The 17,946-nt window shown below is 62.4% G+C and carries 17 protein-coding genes and 2 tRNA genes; 4 read left to right on the top strand and 15 right to left on the bottom strand.

All coding sequences use genetic code 11. The features are described from left to right. Positions 1 to 21: 21 nt before the first annotated feature. The 9 genes from BLT40_RS01030 to pilV form a co-directional block, all read right to left on the bottom strand. Complete coding sequence (locus tag BLT40_RS01030) at positions 22 to 354, bottom strand: lipid-A-disaccharide synthase N-terminal domain-containing protein (RefSeq protein WP_036111467.1); 333 nt, start codon at positions 352 to 354, stop codon at positions 22 to 24. A 98-nt stretch (positions 355 to 452) separates the two neighbouring features. Then, positions 453 to 527: transfer RNA gene (locus BLT40_RS01025), tRNA-Val, on the bottom strand. 48 nt (positions 528 to 575) lie between these two features. Further along, entirely contained in the window at positions 576 to 1,163 is a 588-nt protein-coding gene (locus tag BLT40_RS01020) for a GspH/FimT family pseudopilin (protein WP_079522199.1), read from the bottom strand. A gap of 14 nt (positions 1,164 to 1,177) precedes the next feature. Continuing rightward, positions 1,178 to 1,594 carry a DUF4124 domain-containing protein gene (locus BLT40_RS01015; protein WP_176167844.1) on the bottom strand — a complete coding sequence of 139 codons (417 nt, stop codon included), beginning with the start codon at positions 1,592 to 1,594 and terminating at the stop codon, positions 1,178 to 1,180. Positions 1,595 to 1,614: 20 nt separating this feature from the next. Continuing rightward, positions 1,615 to 2,034, bottom strand: coding sequence for a type IV pilin protein (locus BLT40_RS01010; protein WP_079522203.1), 420 nt, complete (start codon positions 2,032 to 2,034; stop codon positions 1,615 to 1,617). A 5-nt stretch (positions 2,035 to 2,039) separates the two neighbouring features. After that, positions 2,040 to 7,586, bottom strand: coding sequence for a pilus assembly protein (locus tag BLT40_RS01005; RefSeq protein ID WP_143025809.1), 5,547 nt, complete (start codon positions 7,584 to 7,586; stop codon positions 2,040 to 2,042). A gap of 20 nt (positions 7,587 to 7,606) precedes the next feature. Next, positions 7,607 to 8,287 (bottom strand): pilus assembly PilX family protein, encoded by a 681-nt coding sequence (locus BLT40_RS01000; RefSeq protein WP_079522207.1) that lies wholly within the window; start codon positions 8,285 to 8,287, stop codon positions 7,607 to 7,609. 5 nt (positions 8,288 to 8,292) lie between these two features. After that, the gene (locus BLT40_RS00995) at positions 8,293 to 9,417 is read right to left on the bottom strand and encodes a PilW family protein (protein ID WP_079522209.1); all 1,125 of its coding nucleotides are present in this window, start codon (positions 9,415 to 9,417) and stop codon (positions 8,293 to 8,295) included. An 11-nt stretch (positions 9,418 to 9,428) separates the two neighbouring features. Beyond that, positions 9,429 to 9,911: a type IV pilus modification protein PilV gene (gene pilV, locus BLT40_RS00990; protein ID WP_255363906.1), complete on the bottom strand. Its 483-nt coding sequence runs from the start codon at positions 9,909 to 9,911 to the stop codon at positions 9,429 to 9,431. A gap of 207 nt (positions 9,912 to 10,118) precedes the next feature. Here pilV and BLT40_RS00985 point away from each other — a divergent pair, with 207 nt between their 5' ends. Beyond that, positions 10,119 to 10,301 (top strand): hypothetical protein, encoded by a 183-nt coding sequence (locus BLT40_RS00985; RefSeq protein ID WP_036111460.1) that lies wholly within the window; start codon positions 10,119 to 10,121, stop codon positions 10,299 to 10,301. Between the two features lie 113 nt (positions 10,302 to 10,414). Next, positions 10,415 to 10,675: a hypothetical protein gene (locus BLT40_RS00980; RefSeq protein WP_051943396.1), complete on the top strand. Its 261-nt coding sequence runs from the start codon at positions 10,415 to 10,417 to the stop codon at positions 10,673 to 10,675. A gap of 158 nt (positions 10,676 to 10,833) precedes the next feature. On the opposite strand, the gene BLT40_RS00975 is transcribed toward BLT40_RS00980, so the two are convergent. Next, on the bottom strand, positions 10,834 to 11,382 hold the full coding sequence (locus tag BLT40_RS00975) for a GNAT family N-acetyltransferase (RefSeq protein ID WP_090350797.1): 549 nt from the start codon (positions 11,380 to 11,382) through the stop codon (positions 10,834 to 10,836). Positions 11,383 to 11,419: 37 nt separating this feature from the next. Beyond that, positions 11,420 to 11,845, bottom strand: a complete 426-nt coding sequence (locus tag BLT40_RS00970; protein WP_090350796.1) for a winged helix-turn-helix transcriptional regulator — start codon at positions 11,843 to 11,845, stop codon at positions 11,420 to 11,422. A 113-nt stretch (positions 11,846 to 11,958) separates the two neighbouring features. Here BLT40_RS00970 and BLT40_RS00965 point away from each other — a divergent pair, with 113 nt between their 5' ends. After that, entirely contained in the window at positions 11,959 to 12,723 is a 765-nt protein-coding gene (locus BLT40_RS00965; protein WP_090350794.1) for an SDR family oxidoreductase, read from the top strand. Between the two features lie 96 nt (positions 12,724 to 12,819). After that, positions 12,820 to 13,257, top strand: a complete 438-nt coding sequence (locus tag BLT40_RS00960) for a hypothetical protein (protein WP_090350792.1) — start codon at positions 12,820 to 12,822, stop codon at positions 13,255 to 13,257. Between the two features lie 101 nt (positions 13,258 to 13,358). Here the strand turns inward: BLT40_RS00960 and BLT40_RS00955 are convergent. The 4 genes from BLT40_RS00955 to ileS all read right to left on the bottom strand — a co-directional run bounded on the left by BLT40_RS00955 (position 13,359) and on the right by ileS (position 17,908). Beyond that, positions 13,359 to 13,434, bottom strand: a tRNA-Thr gene (locus BLT40_RS00955). 43 nt (positions 13,435 to 13,477) lie between these two features. Beyond that, entirely contained in the window at positions 13,478 to 14,419 is a 942-nt protein-coding gene (gene ispH / locus BLT40_RS00950) for a 4-hydroxy-3-methylbut-2-enyl diphosphate reductase (protein ID WP_036111451.1), read from the bottom strand. A 48-nt stretch (positions 14,420 to 14,467) separates the two neighbouring features. Next, entirely contained in the window at positions 14,468 to 14,974 is a 507-nt protein-coding gene (gene lspA, locus BLT40_RS00945) for a signal peptidase II (RefSeq protein ID WP_036111449.1), read from the bottom strand. A 75-nt stretch (positions 14,975 to 15,049) separates the two neighbouring features. Further along, complete coding sequence (gene ileS / locus BLT40_RS00940) at positions 15,050 to 17,908, bottom strand: isoleucine--tRNA ligase (RefSeq protein ID WP_090350791.1); 2,859 nt, start codon at positions 17,906 to 17,908, stop codon at positions 15,050 to 15,052. Positions 17,909 to 17,946 lie beyond the last annotated feature (38 nt).

Genomic DNA, 17,946 nt, shown 5'->3' with positions numbered 1-17,946 from the left:
GGCGGCGCGACTGCCGCCGCGTCAGTTGTCCTCGGCGCCGCCGGGCTTGACTCGTTCCTTCGTATCGCGGTTCCTGAGATGCGCGAAGACGTTGTAGAACGAGACGAGCATGGGGAACGCGGTCTGGATGATACCAACCGAGTCGTTCTTGCCCCAGATGAAGTACGCCAGGGTAAGGATGCTGCCGCTGACCGACAGGTACCAGAAGGACATGGGCACGGTGACCTGCTTGTTCTTCCTGGTGGCGTAAAACTGGACGAACCACCGGGCCGTGAACAGGATCGTGCCCAGAAGGCCGATGATCTTCCAGGGCGTCAGGGTCAGCAGGTGCAGATCGGCGAGGGCTTCGTGCATGGCGGGATCCAGGGGCGGCAACCGGCGCATTGTACTGGCGGGAAGCACAGAGAAAGCCAAAAAAAACCCGGCGCGAGGCCGGGTTTTTCAGTATCCGATGGTGGGCGGTACAAGGATCGAACTTGTGACACCTGCCGTGTGAAGGCAGTGCTCTACCGCTGAGCTAACCGCCCATCGCGAGCCGGGGATTCTACGGATCGAAGTGTCCGTCGTCAACGGGCCTATGCGGGTTTGCAGTAGGCCTCGGCCTGATCGGAGGACGCGGAGCCGTCCAAAGGTGCGACACCCGCGCGGCCCGATGCCTGAACGTCGAATCGGCGCCCCGTAACACGGACTGTGCTCTGCCCGGGCTCACCGGACCCGTGGCGGGCACAAAGCAAGGCCCGGAACGTCCCGACCGATGACGCGCCCCGCGCATCGAACGTGATCACCTTCGCACCCGTCGGCACACGGAGCGAGACCGCCGGTACCGCCTGAGCGACGCGCAATAGCTTGTCGGTGCTCTCGTAGACTTTCTTGGCCGCCGTGGACGAATACATGATCCAGCCTACGCTGAAGTCGTCGCTATCCAGGCATGACGGATTAGCGTCACTGGGATTGTTGCTCGGACAAATCGAAACGAAGCCGTTCTGACCGATCGCCGAAGCACGCGCAAGGCGGAGCGCACCAAGAAACTCGTTCGCCTGGGATGTCACCTGGTTGCGACGCATGAAGTCGACGAACGAGGGAGCCGCGATGCCCACCAGAATGGCGAGCACCAGCACCGTCACCATCAGCTCTATGAGGGTAAATCCTTTTCGCTTCTTCATTGCCGGCACCCTGGTCACTTGTTGCCCGCCCCACAATAGGCGGCCACATCGGCCTCCGCAGCACGCTTCGCCTCCGCGATCTGCGCCTCGTCCAGGCGCTTCGCGGTATTGGGATTGCTGCTGTCCACCAGCATCGCGCCGCTCGACAGCGTCGACAGATTATTTCGCGAACGCTCGCAATTCCGCTTTTGGGCCGCTGCTTCGGCGGTCGCAAGCGCCGACGGAGTCGCCGATGACGTGATTCCGGCCCCGGGTCCGCCCCCCGCATCGGCAGGCGACACCGGCTCGCTCCGGGTCTTCAACTGAATGCGCGCGGCGTTGCCGGAGGGTGGCGGTTGATCCGTGTAGTGCGCGACCCCCTGCGGATCGGTCCATTTATAGACGCTCTGGGCAGTCGCGCCGCACGAAACGGTGACAAACGCGATGAACATGAAAACCCGGGGTCGCATCGTCACTTACTCCAGCACTGCGGATCGTTTGCCGTATCGCCCGTCGATCCCTGCGCGCCGAGATTGTTCAGGGTAAGGGTCGCACACGTAGTATCCCCCTTGGCCTGCGTGCCTAGTGCCTTGGCCTGAACCAGGTAAGCACTTGTCGATGCGCTGGCGATACTCACCTCGTATAGCGAGCCCGCCATCGTTCCGTTGGCATTCAAGTCGCTGAGGCTACCTGAGTACTTGTTGTTCGAATAATAGAAACGCTCCTGGCGGGCTGCCAGGTCCACCAGCGCCGTCTTTGCATCCACCCGGTGGGAGCGCACGACGTAACGCCGGTAGGACGGTATCGCGACCGCCGCGAGGATGGCGACGATGAGGACGACAATCACCAGTTCGATGAGCGTGAAGCCACGGGTTTTCCCGGATCTGACCATGATCGTTATTTCCCAAGAGGCTCGCGCCAGGACGTCTCGCCGCTGGTCACAGGATTAAGAGTCGTCACATCCTTGCAGATGATCGCGCCCGTCGAGGTCTGCGTGCACGCAGTCACTTTCTTGCTTCCGTTACGGTCGTTCGTCGTATCGCCGGCATGGAGACTTGGCGGCGCAGGCATGCCCTGCCCGAGGGGCAGCGACGGTGATGCAAGCTGATTACCGCCCGTCGTACCAAAGAATGCCGCTGGGTCCGCCGTCCCCGTCTTGTAATTGAGACCGAAAAGATTAGCGGTGCCCAGACCGGTGCAGATGGAGGTACCCGGCACGTAGGTCGATGTCAGCAGAAGCCCACCGAGGAGCGCTTGCGCGCTAACCACACGTTCCGAGGGACTGCTGGGCGCCGTCGAGAGATTCCGGTACCAGCCCGCAACCTTCGGGTCGTCGAAAACCGCCTCAAGGGACTTGAAGTTATTGGTGTCCTTCGGGATCAGTCCGTCCTTAGGAACATTGTCCACCGTCTGGGCTTTGTCACCGTAGACGTTCAGCGCCGTGACATCGACCAGTGTCGAAACGCCGAGTTTCGTTTTGGCCTGAGGATCGCCGGCCGCCAGAAGCGTGGTGTCGATAACGCCGTAGATACGCTGCTGCGCCGATGTCGCCTTGTCACGCGTCGTGTACATGCGCCCCGTGCCGAAGAAGACCATCGGCGCGCCGCGGTCGTTGCGGCCTAGTGTCGGACGGACAGTGATGGGATAGCCGTTACCTGTACCACCCGTAATGTCGAACATCTTGCCAGCGGACCACTTCGTCGGATCCTGCTCGCCGTTGATCGTCACTTTCCAGAGCTGCCCGCCGAAATCGTCCGACCCGGTGTCCAGGACGCTGCCGAAGTAAAGACCCTCCGCCTTACCGTCCAGATTGAAATCGGAAGCGATCAGATCGCCGGCAAAGCTCTTCTTACCGGCGTCGTCAGCACTACCCAGGTCGAACGTCTTGAGCGCGACCGCCGAATGCGACGTAGCCAAGGTGGCTACATCATAGATTTTCACCGTGAGGTTGTCCGCCGACGCGACCCGCGAAGGATCGGTCGGCCCTGAACCGACGGCGAGGAAAAACTTGTTAGGCGTACCGGACGTGACATCGCGGATCATCGCGACGGCAGGGGTCGAAAGCGCCCGCTCCCCAGGGAAATTAAGCTCGCCGAGCACCGTCGGCGGAATTTCCGGATCCGTGATATCCATCACCACGAATGAGGAATCGAAAGTCTTCGTCGTCGTCTTCGTACTGTCCGTGGACGTATTGACGTCAATCTTGCCGCCGCCCAGCCGGAACGGCACGACGAGGATCGTGCCCCAGCCGCCCACGTGCGTCGCATCGTCGTCTCCGCCCTTGAACACCTTGGCATCGAACGCGATCGGAGTGCCGTCGACGTAGTACGTGTGCCGATAGTTCGGGTCGGTCAACCAGCGTAGATGTGGCAGAAGGTTAGCGGGAACGTACGCCCAGACTTCGCCGCCGAGCGGATGAGCCGTACGCGAGGTCACGGTGCCACCAGACAGGTCGCGATCGGTCGCCGTGCAAACCTTATTGTTGGGCTGCGTGGTGAATGCGCGGCAGCTGGTGTTGTAAAAACCACCGTTGAAGGCATGCAACATGCCGTCATTGGCTCCGACGTAAACCATCTGTCGCCGATTGCGATAGGCGGCGCGATAGGAGGCGTAGGTGGTGTCGTTGTAAAGCAGGTCGTACGACTCAGCCGGCTCGCTCACCACCAGTGGCGTGGAATTGATGATGTCGCCGAGGCGCGTGACACGCTTCGTCAGATCGGAGGTTGTGCCGTAATCCACGGTCCGATTGCGCATCGTCGAGATTTCGGTGCCCCGAATCCAGCTGACGATATTTTTTGCCTCGGTCGTATCACCGCTGTTCAGGTAGCGATAGTTGGTCGTGTTGATACCGGTCTTGCCACTCGTATCCCACGTGAAGGGAATGATCTCGCTGGCATCCGCCACACCATCACCGTTGACATCGATCCAGGTGAAGATATATCGCCCCGTCGTGAGGCCGAACGGATCGGAATATTTCCGCTGAGTAGCCGTATTGAGCGTCGGATCCCACAATGTGGCGCGCGCATTCCAGAGATAATTGAGGTCCGACAGCTCAACCTGCGTGCCGGTACCTGGCTCGTACGTATCCTTCTTCAGACTGGTGTAGCGTGTCGCCACGGTACGCTGCCCGCTGGCCAGGTACTGTTCGGTGATGACAGGGTCCGTGTTGTAGTCATCGAGCATGCCGTTATGGTTGCCGTCCTCACGAAGCAGACCGTACTGATCCGTCCACAACCCGGACAGCGCGCCGATCCAGGTGGCGCGCCTGCCCGCGGAGTCGGTCCGCTCCGCCTCATACAGTGCGGTGTATGTCACGCCCGTACCATTGGCACTCGTCGCCACAGTCGCGGCCGCCGTGCCCGACGAAATTTTCGCCAGGATCTTGCGGAACAGCGCGTCCAGCGATGCCTCCAGCTTTCCGGGATCGCTGACGAGGAAATAATTGTCCGGCGTGCCCTTGCCGGCCGTGTCCCACTTGCTGGTATCGAGGGGATTCAGATCGTTCGCCGGCGTATCGGTACCATCCGCCTTGGAGGGATCGGCACGGAAGCCGCCCCATTTGGATGCGTACAGCAACGGGTCGCTCAACGTACCGGCATTGGTTGTGCCGATCGGATAGACCGCCATGGTCGCCTGATCGCTCAGCTGACAGTTATTGCAGCCGCCACCGGCCGCAACCGAGCCGCTGCCGTTAAGCAAGGTAGTGCCTGTCGCGTCGTAGATCTTCGGCTTCTGTGCATCGTCGTAGTTGAAGCCGTAAATACCCGTGTGGAAATGGGGTCCGTCCTGGCTGGTGCCGGATACGATATAGCCGAAGCCCTGGCCCTGGTTCGTCGACGCTGCCACGGCCTTCGTGGTGATCTTCACCTGCGTAGCCGTAATCTCGTAACTGATGATGCCCCACATGTCCTGATCGTAGTCGCCGCCTGCGAAGCTATCCTCCCACACGGCGTAGAACGTACCGGTCGCCTTCGTAGCCGTGGCTGTCTGGCTGATAACCTTGAAATCGACAAGTGCACCACCGCCGATCAGCGTTTTGCCGCCGCTCGGATACGTCAGTCGATACGCCGGGATGATAGTCACGGACTTGGTCGTTCCCGGCACCGTCACGCGGATCTGTGGCGTATTGGTGGCCAGCTGAACGCCGAACGTTGTGACCTTCAGCGATGTGCGGTCATCCGCCGGAACGACGTCGTTTCCCGACGCGTCCTTGCCCAGTTTCCGGATGGGCATGACATGCGCGCCGTAAGCGGCGCCAGCCATCAGATAGCCCCCCTTCAGCGCAGGCACTTCGGGGCACACACCCGTGAGCGAGGCGAAGCTGGTGACAGTTTTCGCTGAGCACAGATCCGCACCCGCCTCACCCGCGGTTCCCGAGTTACCGACGAACCATGGCTTACCGGTGATGCCTTCGGCGCTACCGATCGCATCCGTCCATTGAACTGCTGTCTTTCCGCTACCCAGATCGCTGAACCCAGCGACATCATCGGTGTCGTAGCTGAGCGAGCTGGCGTTGAAATTGATGACATTCAGTGCCGCACAAAAATTCGCCGCACTGATCGGATCATTCCACGTGGCGACCACGGACATGCCAAGGTCCTTGTCCTCACTTCCACTGGCGAACGCCGAGTTCGGCTGTTTTCCAGCGAGATACCGCAAGGTTTCAATGTAGCTCTCCGCCATCGGATTGCCCCAGGAAGAGCAGCTCCCCTCGGCGACGATACGGTTCGTGTCGTCCTTCGCCTTACCGATCCCGATGTACTGGAACGTGCAGTTGTTCGACGGAATCGTTACCGTTTTGTCGCCACTTGTGTAACCGGCACCGTAATTGTTATCGATATTGTAGATATAGCCGTAGATACGAAGCGCGTTGATATTCGAGATGATCCCCTTCGACGCCGCGGTTCCAGTGAGGAACTGACCGGTTTTGGGATCGATCTCATTGCTGATGAAGTCGCCGTCGTTCGTACCCGGGCCTGGCAACGCCGCGCGGACCACGCCACCTGACGCATTGTGATCGAACGTTGGCGTAACGAGACCGAACTTGATGTTTCCGGTTTCCGCGTATTTCTGCAACAAACCGACCGGCTTGTAGGCATTGCTGGCAGTCAACGCGTCGGGATACTGCTTGCAGTTCTCGGAGCCAAGCTTGTCCTTGCTCACACAAACCTGCACACGTGCGACGAACTCGGTATTGTCGCCAGACTTCGTGGCGTTCTCGGCGGATGCGCCCAGACCCGAGTAAGCGGAGCGGTTACCGTTACTACGAAATCCATCGACAAAGCCGCTCTGAAGGTCGCTACTGCTTGCTTCACCGCTCCAGCGGCATTGACGCTTTTCGTTCGCCGCCCACAATGCATAGTTTCCGAATGCGACGCGGATCAGGGGAAGTGCGGTCGACTTCTGTGAGACCTCGATGTTGCTTGGCACGGGAGACGAGTTGCAAAACGAAATGCCTGCCCGGCTCAGGTTTGAGACTGTCCACGTCGATGCGCTCACCAGCTTGTTTACCGATGTCGTGCAATCCGTCGTGGGGTACGTCTTGCCCGACGCGGTACGAGTGCCATGGGCGCAGGCCATATTCACCTTCGACCCGCTTGCCATGGACCAGATCATGCCATCTTCCACATGAAGCGTAACGCTCGCCGTGGTTCCGTTGACAGTCACCGCACGCACGGGTGCTTCAAGCACCTGATTGTCGCTGGTCTCGATTCTGATCTGATCGCCGACGCGCGGATCCATGGCGTTACCGATCTTGATGACCACGCCCCAGACGTCAACGCTATAGACCCCCTGTACCGCACTTTGACTGCTGAACACCGACCCTGACGATGCCTTGAGCATCGGAGCCGCGGTAATCGGATCGTACGGAGTGAGTTTTGCGATATCGCTGCCGTTGTAATATTTGGCAAACGAATGCGCGTCGGCGGGCAGGAACGCGCGCTCAAGGATGGTCTTGTTGGTGTCGTCGGTGGACCGCAGGCCGCCGTAGAGAATTTTGCGAACTTCGTCCATACGCGTCATGGACACCCAGTTCAGAAAATTTCCCGACCATTGCTTGGTGCAATAGCCCGTGGTCTTGTCGACGGCCGTATCCGGGGTGAAATAACCATCCGTATTGTAGATGTAGCACTTCTTCGAGTCGAAGTAACCGGCATAGGTCAACGCATTTTTATACGTCGTATCCAGCGTTCCGTCGTTATCGAGATCGGTGAAGTCGTTATAGGCCTTGTAGAACAGCTGATGATCGCGAGACAGATTGATCATCACCAGCGGAGCCGCGCCGGCAACACCCAGTGGCGGGTCGATCGCGTAGTTCGCGGCACGCTGTCTGGTAGCGTCCGACAGCGCGTCGGCGTGCACGAGAGATGCACCGCCGATCGCCGACACCCAAACGAGCAGGCCGAGCAGTAAGCCATGGCGGCCGGAACTAAAGCTTTTCATCGGCGGGATCCTGGAATCCATCAGTGAATCATCTGGTGATATTGAGTGTGCGTCGTGGCCGCGCCGTCACCTGGAGCCGTCGCAATGCTACGAACTTCGAAATACATTTCGGCGCCGCCGTTCGCGGCTCCGATTCCGAGGCCGCGATATCCGGCGGCCTGTGCACCGCCCGCACCTTCGCCGAGCGTTGTGCCGTCTGGGACGATCGCGACGGATGCCTTCACGTCCCCGGAGCACGATTTCGTTCCGGTGTCGCAGATGGCGATGATCATGTCGGGCCGCCAGGTGGCAGGGTTGTACAGCGTCTCTTTAGGCTGATCGCCGCAGGCCGGCTGAAGCTGCCCATAGAACAACGATGGCTTATTCGTTGAGCAGTCCGTCTGCAAGGCAGACTTCGCTTCCGCCAGCAGGCTGGCAGGAATATCCGTCGAATACGTAAATTCCGAGTCGGGAACATCGCCGTTGAACGAAGCGGGCCAGCCGCGTGCATAGACGTGCTCGTCAAACAGCGACACAGGGACACTGCGCAAGGCTTCAGACGCCTCGAAGGCAGTCTCATGTCGCGCGGTATTAGTCACCATTCGCATTTCAACCAGGGTACCGCGCATCGCTACAACAGCGACGATCGATAGCACGACCAGAAACACCATGCCGACGAACAGGGCTATGCCACGCTGGGAGCCAGGAGAACGTATCGACATCGGAATCAGCCTCGGACGCGGTTGCGAAGCAACACGACCTGCGTGTTGAGGCTTCGCACGTATTGTTGCGGATGGTCACCGTACGCCCCTGCCGGCGCTTTCTTGCAGACATTGGTATCGGCGACTTCCGGGTAGTCGATCGACCCGTCATTGGCAACGGAGTAAGCACAGTGAGGGCTGAGAAGCAGGGTTGCACTGTGGGGCATACGGACATCGCGAACGGTCGAGCGAGCCACGAAGGTGGCCCGGACCTGAGTCACCGATGCCCAGTCGGCTACACTGGCCATCGTGAATCGTCCTGGATTGGAACCCGCCGCGGCGGCGTACTCGAAACTCAATTGCTCGATCCCATCGACGACGACTTCGGAGACGAGCCCGCCCGTCGCATCGAGGCGCATCCGCACCAGTGAGGGCGAACGCGCGTCCCGGTCTCCGTCGTCGTTGGTGCCGCACAGGCCATCGTCGCCGGGGTCAGCACAAGGCCGCAGGTAGTACATCTCGAGCTGATAGGGGTAGACGTAACGCCCTGTCGCGGTAGGTAACGTGCTTTTAGGAACCGCGTCGTCCCGACGAAGCAACGACGCCTGCTGACCCACGCCCGAAACGACGAAAATGCTTGTCTGATTCGGTACGACCGCCGGGTCGGTGGAGTCGAAACGGGGCGTATCGGCTCCCTTCTCAGGATCATAACCATGAGTGTCGGCGTAGCGCAGCACGACGACGTCCGATCCCTTCACGTAATTTTGGTCGGGAACACAGTCGCTGATGGGAAACTTGTCGCCACCGTCGTAGCCGTGAATCCCGTTCTGGTGCGAACCTGAATCCCCTACGCTGAGCACCCAGTCAGCGGTGCAGCCACTGTTGCCGATGCCATCGCGATTTGTGGTCGGGGCGATAGCCGATGGCTTGACGCCTCCCCAGAAGTCGGCCATTCGCAGCGACCATGCCAGGCGGGCGGCGGCGAATCGGATGTTCTCCTGGTTGAAGTTGTTGCCCTGCTGAAGTCCATAGGCTTGCCGACTCCCCATCAGGACACTGACGAGGCCGGCCACGACGATGAGACCAAGGACCATGGAGATCATCAGCTCGACGAGTGAAAAGCCCTCGGAGCGGCGAGCAGTCATACGCATCGGGCGGCCTGTCACTGCAGGTAACTGAAAGAGTAGGACTGGTTGGGGTCCGATGTTTTATCGTCGGCGACCCCGGTCCAGGACACGGTAATGATCAACGTACCGAGATCTTTGTTCGCCGTGACCGCAGCAAGCGGCTTATCGTCCGCGGGCGCAGGCAGCGCGTTGCCCAACGCGACACGCCAACAGGCAATGTCACGCTTTGCAATATCCGAGGGCGTGCCGAGTGTCGTGCTGGCACAATCCTTCGCGGTATAGGCCGTCGAACCGTCGTACAAGTAGGCGCTGTTAGCCACCCCACCCGCCGGGTGAGCCCCGCCGGGATTGGCCCGCATCGCGTCCGCCAGGCTACGCGCCAGGATGATCGCGCTCGTGCGCGAGCCCGACTCCTTAGTGAACTGCGCTCCGCGCATCTGGAGCATGGCGATACCCAGCAACCCGATGCTGAACACCAGGATCGCGACCATGACTTCGATAAGCGACACGCCTTCCACGGCGCGACGCGACGGCGACTTCCTCACCCTGAACCCCCTGCTGGACCCTATCCGGCACTTTGCAGACTAGTCGAGCCACTTCCGGCTGCAAGTTATCGCCGACACGCGGTCAGAAATTGCCGATAAGCGGCATCTCGACGGCCGCCCGACGCGGTGTTCACGCCGATCGGCGCTCCATGGGGACATCACCTGCAGAGGATCCACGCCATGACCCACGACCGCCAGGACGTCACCCATCCGGACCACGGCCAGCCTGACCACAAGGAAACCGCGGCCGAGAAGCAGTCGCGCAAGGACAAGGCCAGCGACAACCTCGACCACGCCCTCGAGGAAAGTATGGATGGCAGCGATCCGGTGTCGCCGTTCGTCCCCGCGAAGGCACCGAAGTAGGCCCGACCGCGGTTCACAACGGGTTACGCGCCGACACCGCGACGTAGCCTCGGGATAACAAAGCGGTCACGGACCGGCGGCCACAATACCGCTGGTCCACCTGGAGTGTTCCTGTGCTCGCGCAATACGTATTCACCGCCGCCAATGCCGTCTTTCGCATCGTCCGCCATGGGCACCGCTGGCGTGCCCTGCGCGACACGACGGAAATCGGTCGCTTCGACACCGCTGAGGCGGCCGCGCTGAGCCTGCGCGACGCCTGGCGGGATGCACGCCTGCCTCGCCGCCTGACGGACTGGCGTTTTCTCCCGCCTGCCGCCCTGGGTCATCTCGCGCCGCCGAGCGCTGCCGTGCTGGCTCGGCTCGCCGCTGCCTGATTCGTCCGGGTCGTGGGAGCCCACGGGCTCCCGAAAGTGCATATCGCACTGCCGTTCAGGCGCAAAAATGCATGGCCTCCGGCTATAGAACGGTAGACGCGCGCCCCGCCCAGGGACCCAAACGACTTGCCCGGCCTGATGCGCGACTGAGCGCCGGGTCAGGGTCGTCCGAACCACTCGCGCGCCAGCAGCGCGTAGATGACGTCATCGACCCACTCGCCGCGGAAACGGTAGCTTTCCACGTGATGGGCCTCCTGGCGAAATCCTAGTGACTGCAGCAAGGCAATGCTGCTGACGTTACGAGGATCGACCGAGCCGATGACACGGCGGTAGCCCCACTCCCGGAAGGCACGATCGAGGGCGGCTGCCATGGCTTCGCGTGCGTAGCCCATGCCCTGTTTTTCGCGCCGGAGCGATATGCCGAACTCGATCGGATCGTCCGTTCCCGCGGGAAAATGCACGCCGAGGTCGCCAAGAAGCTCTTGGGTGACACGATCGCGGATGGCCAGCTGGCACCAGCTGCCAGGCTCACCGAACACCTGAGCCGCTTGGCTGCGGATGAAGTCCGCCGCCTCGGCTTCGTCCGCAGGCCGCCAGCCCTGGTAACGCGCGACGGCCTCGTCGCCACGATAGGCAAACAGTAGGGCGGCATCGCCGGATGTCAGGCCATCGACGTACAACCGCGCGGTTTCGAACCTGCCTTCCATGACTTCGCCCCCTCTGTGGAAAGCCAAGCGTAGTCGATCAGCCGTCCGATTCGCGCGCCTGGAAAGCGGCTCGAGAGGCGACGATCGCGTCGTGATGCTCTTCCGCCCATAACCAGACGCTGCAGAACGCGGCGCCCAGGCTCAGACCGATCGGCGTCAACTCGTATTCGACGCGTGGCGGCACGACGGGGTAGACAGTGCGAGTCACCAGGCCATCGGCCTCCATCTGGCGCAGGGTCTTGGTCAGCATCTTCTGGCTGACGTCACCCATAACATCGGCGAGGCGCCCAAACCGCAGACGGCCATGGTCGGCAAGGACCTCCAGGCAGATCATGGTCCAGCGGTCGGCGACCCGCCCGATGATGTCCCTCACCAGCGCATCGAGTTCGGGCTCGGTGCGCTCTTCACCCAACGCACGACAGGGTTCGTCGTAGCGTGGCTTCGATTTCGATGTCGCGGACATGGCGCCATTCCTCATGGTTACCGGATGGTAAGTATGGAACTTTAGGGATCCTACTTTCCATTGGTTCGTAACGAGTCTAGCCTGCCAACTCTCTTCCCACCAGCGAGAAACTCATGGACATCAAGGGCAATACGATCCTCATCACCGGCGGCGGCTCGGGCATTGGCCGTGCGCTGGCGGAAGCGTTCCATGCGCATGGCAATGAGGTCATCATCGCCGGGCGGCGCCAGTCGGTACTCGACGAGACCACGGCGGCGAACCCGGGCATGGCATCCGCCCTTCTCGACATCGAGGACCCCGCGGCGATCGTGCGTTTCGCCGAACAGGTGAAGCGCGAGCATCCGGCCCTCAATGTCGTCATCCACAACGCCGGCATCATGCGTCCCGAGGACACGAAGTCCGGTGTGACGGATACCGCCGAGTCGACGATCACCACCAACCTGCTCGGCCCCATCCGGCTCAACGCCGCGCTGATCGACCACCTGCTGGCGCAGCCGAAAGCGACCGTCGTCACCGTGTCGTCGGGCCTCGCGTTCATGCCCCTGTCGCTGACGCCGACGTACTGCGCCACGAAGGCTGCGATCCATTCGTATACGAATTCCCTGCGCTATCAGCTGAAAGACACGAGCGTGACGGTGCTGGAGATCGTGCCGCCTTATGTCCAGACCGAACTGATGGGCGAACACCAGAAGAACGATCCGCACGCGATGCCGCTGGACGAATTCATCGCCGAAGTCATGACGCTGATCGAATCGCAGCCGGACGCGCACGAGATCCTGGTCGAGCGGGTCAAGCCGTTGCGGTTCGCCGAAGCAAGCGGCAAGTTCGACGGCTTCTTCAAGCAGTTCAATGACGAGATGGTCAGGCAGCGGACGTAATATTTACGACGTCGTTACCCGAAAAGCGCCTCGCTTGCGCAGCGTTTTTACGCACGACGCCCGGATACTGGCCTCCCCTCCATGGAGTCGCCACCGATGTCGATCGTCGTGATCACCGCACCGCGTCACGGGCCCACAAGCGCCACATGCGCCGAGAACGCCATGTGGCGTTTGTGGGAGCGTGCTCAGGCTTCGGGCGTCGACCTGCTGTGGCGTCCGTGCAGCGACTTTCCCGAGCTGACGGGTCATATCGGGCGATCGGCATCCGACCATGCGGACCTGGTGCTGATCGATGTCGACGCCAACGATGTACCCGACGGCGATGTCGCCCAGCTGCGCGATGCGCTCGCCGCGTTACCCGTGCCCTACATCGAGGTGCACGACGACAGCGATGCATCGGATGCGTCGGAACTCGTCCCCGGCCATCCCTGCCTGGCAAGCGTCGTGGTACCGGGCAACACCATGGCCAGCTATGACATGGCGCTGGCGATCGGTCTGCGCTACCTCTCGAACGAACCGCGCCTCGCCGCATAAGCCCCGCGCAGGCGGCGCGGGTCACGCAGGCACAAAAAAACCCGCATCAGCGGGTTTTTTGCTGTCCCCGGAACCGCTCGGCGGCAGTTCGGGAGAAATCATGGTGCCGGAAATAGGAATCGAACCTACGACCTCATCATTACGAATGACGCGCTCTACCAACTGAGCTATTCCGGCGAGAAGCGGAATTCTAGGGAAGCTTGGCCCGAGGCGCAAGCCCTCAACTGGCCAGACGCAGTTCCTTGGGCAGCGCGAAGGTGATGTTTTCGGCTTCACCGTCCAGCTCACGCACGCTGCCCGCGCCCCACGACTGCAGCCGCGCGATCACTTCCTGCACCAGTTTCTCGGGCGCGGACGCGCCCGCGGTGACACCGATGCGGGTCGTGCCCTCGAGCCACTGGCGATCGATGTGCTCGGCGCCGTCGATCAGATAGGAGGTGACGCCCTGCTTCTCCGCCAGCTCTTTCAGCCGATTGGAGTTGGAGCTGTTGATCGAACCGACCACCAGCACCAGGTCCACGGCGTCGGCGAGACGGCGCACGGCGTCCTGCCGGTTCTGCGTCGCGTAACAGATGTCGTCCTTGCGCGGACCTTCGATGGCGACGAACTTCGCACGCAGCGCCGCGATGATGGCGATGGTGTCGTCCACCGAGAGCGTGGTCTGCGTGACGAAGGCGAGCTTGTCGGGCTGCGACGGCGAGAGATCGGCGACATCCTCGACCGATTCGACCAGATAGATACGACCCGCATTCGCGCGGTTCCACTGGCCCATCGTGCCCTGCACTTCCGGGTGACCGGCGTGGCCGATCAGGATGACGTCGTGACCGGCGCGGCCGAGCCGCGCCACCTCCATGTGCACCTTGGTAACCAGGGGGCATGTGGCGTCGAAGACATTCAGGGCGCGGCGGTCGGCTTCTTCACGGACGGCCTTGGGCACGCCGTGCGCGCTGAAGATCACCGTTGAGCCGTCGGGCACTTCGTCCAGCTCTTCCACGAACACGGCGCCATCGGCGCGCAGGCGCTCGACCACGAACCGATTGTGGACGACTTCATGGCGGACGTAGATCGGGGCGCCGTATGACTCCAGGGCGCGCTCCACGATCGCGATGGCACGATCGACGCCGGCGCAGAAACCACGGGGATTGGCGAGAAGGATGTCCAAGGGGACCTCGAGATGAGCGGTGGCGGCCGAAGCCGCCGGACCCCGCGATTATCGCACGTCGGGCTTCTGCGGGCCGCTGAACAGGCTGAACACGATCAGGGCCGCCGCGCCCACGCAGATGGACGAATCCGCGACGTTGAAGACCGGAAAGGGATAGCTGCCGATGAATACCTGGATGAAATCGGTGACCTTGGCCGCATGGAGGCGGTCGATGACGTTACCGAGCGCCCCACCGACGATCAGGGCCAACGGCAGCGCCGTGCGCCAGTCGTTCCGCGGCGTACGCGACAGCCAGACGCCCAGCGTGCCGCTGATGACGGCGGCCAGGACGACGAAGAACCAGCGCTGCCACCCGGCGCTGTCCGCCAGGAAACTGAATGCGGCGCCTGTGTTGAAGGTCAGCGTCCAGTTCAGGATGCCGGGGATCACCGGATGCGGTGTCTCGGCCGGCTGCAGAGCCGTAAGGGCCCACCACTTGCTCAGCTGGTCGAGCACGATCATGGCGGCGGCTAGCCAGAGCCAGGACAAGGCGTTCGGTTTGGGACGTACAGTCATGCATTCAGCCATGTGAAGCGGAGCGTCCCGCGCCGCCAGGGTGGCGGCACGGGTGGTTCGGGTCGGACGGGCTCGTCAGAACCAGCGGCGATCTTCGCCCTGCCCCGTGACGTTCTCGACGCAGCGACCGCAGATCTCCGGGTGAGCCGGGTCGACACCGACGTCGGGACGATGGTGCCAGCAACGGATGCACTTCACGTCCTCGCTGACCGCGGCGGCGACATACACCTCCGCCCCCTCGAGCTCGACGCGCTCGGCCGAGGCCGGCCGACCCTCGAGGTCCGCCAGCGTGACCGCCGAGGTGATGAAGAAGAACCGCAGCTCCGGAGCGGACGCGGCCAGAGCGACCTGGGTTTCCTTGTCCGCGTGCAGCGTCAGGGTCGCGTCCAGCGACGCGCCGATCTGGCCGGCCTTACGCATGCCCTCGAGCGCGCGCGACGCGGTCTCGCGAATGGCGAGCAGCTTGCCCCACCAGCCGCGCGTTTCACCGTCCTGATGCGTGTCCAGACCCTCGTACCAGGTCTCGAACAGCGGCGATTCATCACGCGTTCCGGGCAGCAGGACCCACGCCTCTTCCGCCGTGAAGGTCATGATCGGCGCCAGCCAGCGGACCATCGCCTCGGCGATGCGATACATCGCACTCTGTGCGCTGCGGCGACCGCGACTGTCGGTCGGCATCGTGTAGAGCCGGTCCTTGGTGATGTCCAGATAAAGCGCGCCCAGCTCGGTGGTGCAGAAGTTCTGCACGCGCTGCACGATCTCCGGGAAGTCGTAGCGCTCGTACGCGGCCACGATCGCCGCCTGCGTATCGGCCGCCTGCTGCACCGCCCAGCGATCCAGATCGAGGCACGCGTCCGTGGCAAGCAGGTGCTTGTCCGGATCGAAGCCATCGAGGTTGCCGAGCAGAAAACGGACCGTGTTGCGGATGCGACGATACGTGTCCGCCACGCGCTTCAGGATCTCGTCCGACAGCGACATCTCGTTGCGGTAATCGGTCGAGCAGATCCACAGACGCAGGATGTCCGCGCCGAGGGTCTTCATGATGTCCTGCGGCTCGATGCCGTTGCCCAGTGACTTGGACATCTTGCGGCCCTGCGCGTCCACGGTGAAGCCGTGGGTGAGCACATGATCGTATGGCGCGCGGCCGTGGATGGCCGCCGACGTGAGCAGCGACGACTGGAACCAGCCGCGATGCTGATCCGAGCCCTCGAGATACATGACCTTGTATTCGCTCGCGTCACCCGCCTGCAGCTCAGGACGCGCGCCGATCACGGCGAAGTGGCTCGTACCCGAGTCGAACCAGACGTCGAGCACGTCGGTCACTTTCTCGTAGTTGTCCGCGTCGTCGCCGATCAGCTCGCGCGGATCCAGCGTGAACCAGCAGTCGATACCCTCCTGCGCGACCTTCTTCGCGACTTTCTCCATCAGCGCGACGGAGTCCGGATGCGGCTCATGCGTGTTCTTGTCGATGAACAGCGTGATCGGCACGCCCCACGTGCGCTGACGCGAGATGCACCAGTCGGGACGGCCCTCGACCATGCCAGCGATGCGTTCTTCACCCCAGCCCGGTACCCAGCGCACGGACTTGATCGAGCTCAGCGCGGTCTTCCGCAGGCCGGCCGTTTCCATACCGATGAACCACTGCGGGGTGGCGCGATAGATCACCGGCGTCTTGTGGCGCCAGCAATGCGGATAGCTGTGCGTGAGTTTGGCGAAAGCGAGCAGGATGCCATGGCCGCGCAGCAGCTCGACGATCTGGTCGTTGGCCTTCCAGATGTGCGTGCCGGCGAGCGACACGTCGCCGATCAACGGCAGGTCGGCGCGATAGACGCCGCGACCGTCGACGTAATTGAGCGTGCCGATGCCGTAGTTCTGGCCGACGGCGAAGTCCTCCGCACCGTGATCGGGCGAGGTGTGCACCGCACCGGTACCGTCTTCGTCCGACACGTGATCGCCGAGGATGACCGGCACCTGCTTGTCGTAAAACGGATGACGCAGCGGCTTGTTCTCGAGCACCGCGCCCTGGACGTGGCCGAGCACGGTGGCGGTTTCGATGCCATAACGGGCGAGCGCCTTCGCGGCGAGCGCCGAGGCGATCACCAGCAGCACCCGCTTGCCATCGCGCGACGGGCCTTCGACCAGCGAGTATTCGATCTCGCCACCCAGCGACACGGCCTGGCTGGACGGCAGCGTCCACGGCGTCGTCGTCCAGATGGGCACGGCGACGATGGCGTCGTCCACGTCGACGCCAAACTCGGCACCGAGGTCTTTCGGGTACACGGCGTCGTAGGCGACATCGACGGCCGGCGACGTGCGCTCGGCGTATTCGATCTCCGCCTCGGCCAGTGCGGAACCGCAGTCGAAGCACCAGTACACGGGCTTGGCGCCGCGCACGACATGGCCGTTATCGACGATCCGCGCCAGCGCGCGGATCATGTCGGCCTCATAGGTGAAGTCGAGGGTGCGGTACGGCTTTTCCCAGTCGCCAAGCACACCCAGACGCTTGAAGTCGGCGCGCTGCAGGTCGATCTGCGCCATCGCGTACTCGCGGCATTTCTGCCGGAACGCGGCGGCGTCGAGCTTATCGCCCGCCTTGCCGAACTTCTTCTCGATGGCGATTTCGATCGGCAGGCCGTGGCAGTCCCAGCCCGGCACGTACGGTGCGCGGTAGCCGGCCATCAGCTTCGACTTGACGACGACGTCCTTCAGCACCTTGTTGACCGCGTGGCCGAGGTGAATGGCGCCGTTGGCATACGGCGGGCCGTCGTGCAGCACGAACACCTTGTCACGACCCGCGGCCTTCGCCTGGATCTGCGCATAGCGGCCCACACGCTCCCACGTGGCGAGCCAGGTCGGCTCGCGCTTGGGCAGGTCGCCGCGCATCGGGAAGTCCGTCTGCGGCAGGTTGATGGTGTTTTTGTAATCCTGGGTCATCGCTGGCAACCGTGGGTTTCGGGGCGGACGCGCGTCAG

Origin of the sequence: Dyella sp. 333MFSha (genome assembly GCF_900102405.1) — a bacterium.
GTDB lineage: Bacteria > Pseudomonadota > Gammaproteobacteria > Xanthomonadales > Rhodanobacteraceae > Luteibacter > Luteibacter mycovicinus.
This window is presented reverse-complemented; position numbering and strand designations above follow the sequence as displayed.

Bases quoted from the DNA above. Each gene is read 5' to 3' on its own strand.
- BLT40_RS01030 (WP_036111467.1), bottom strand. From the start codon at position 354: ATGCACGAAGCCCTCGCCGATCTGCACCTGCTGACCCTGACGCCCTGG.
- BLT40_RS01020 (WP_079522199.1), bottom strand. From the start codon at position 1,163: ATGAAGAAGCGAAAAGGATTTACCCTCATAGAGCTGATGGTGACGGTG.
- BLT40_RS01015 (WP_176167844.1), bottom strand. From the start codon at position 1,594: ATGTTCATCGCGTTTGTCACCGTTTCGTGCGGCGCGACTGCCCAGAGC.
- BLT40_RS01010 (WP_079522203.1), bottom strand. From the start codon at position 2,034: ATGGTCAGATCCGGGAAAACCCGTGGCTTCACGCTCATCGAACTGGTG.
- BLT40_RS01005 (WP_143025809.1), bottom strand. From the start codon at position 7,586: ATGAAAAGCTTTAGTTCCGGCCGCCATGGCTTACTGCTCGGCCTGCTC.
- BLT40_RS01000 (WP_079522207.1), bottom strand. From the start codon at position 8,287: ATGTCGATACGTTCTCCTGGCTCCCAGCGTGGCATAGCCCTGTTCGTC.
- BLT40_RS00995 (WP_079522209.1), bottom strand. From the start codon at position 9,417: ATGCGTATGACTGCTCGCCGCTCCGAGGGCTTTTCACTCGTCGAGCTG.
- BLT40_RS00985 (WP_036111460.1), top strand. From the start codon at position 10,119: ATGACCCACGACCGCCAGGACGTCACCCATCCGGACCACGGCCAGCCT.
- BLT40_RS00975 (WP_090350797.1), bottom strand. From the start codon at position 11,382: ATGGAAGGCAGGTTCGAAACCGCGCGGTTGTACGTCGATGGCCTGACA.
- BLT40_RS00970 (WP_090350796.1), bottom strand. From the start codon at position 11,845: ATGTCCGCGACATCGAAATCGAAGCCACGCTACGACGAACCCTGTCGT.
- BLT40_RS00965 (WP_090350794.1), top strand. From the start codon at position 11,959: ATGGACATCAAGGGCAATACGATCCTCATCACCGGCGGCGGCTCGGGC.
- BLT40_RS00960 (WP_090350792.1), top strand. From the start codon at position 12,820: ATGTCGATCGTCGTGATCACCGCACCGCGTCACGGGCCCACAAGCGCC.
- lspA (WP_036111449.1), bottom strand. From the start codon at position 14,974: ATGACTGTACGTCCCAAACCGAACGCCTTGTCCTGGCTCTGGCTAGCC.
- ileS (WP_090350791.1), bottom strand. From the start codon at position 17,908: ATGACCCAGGATTACAAAAACACCATCAACCTGCCGCAGACGGACTTC.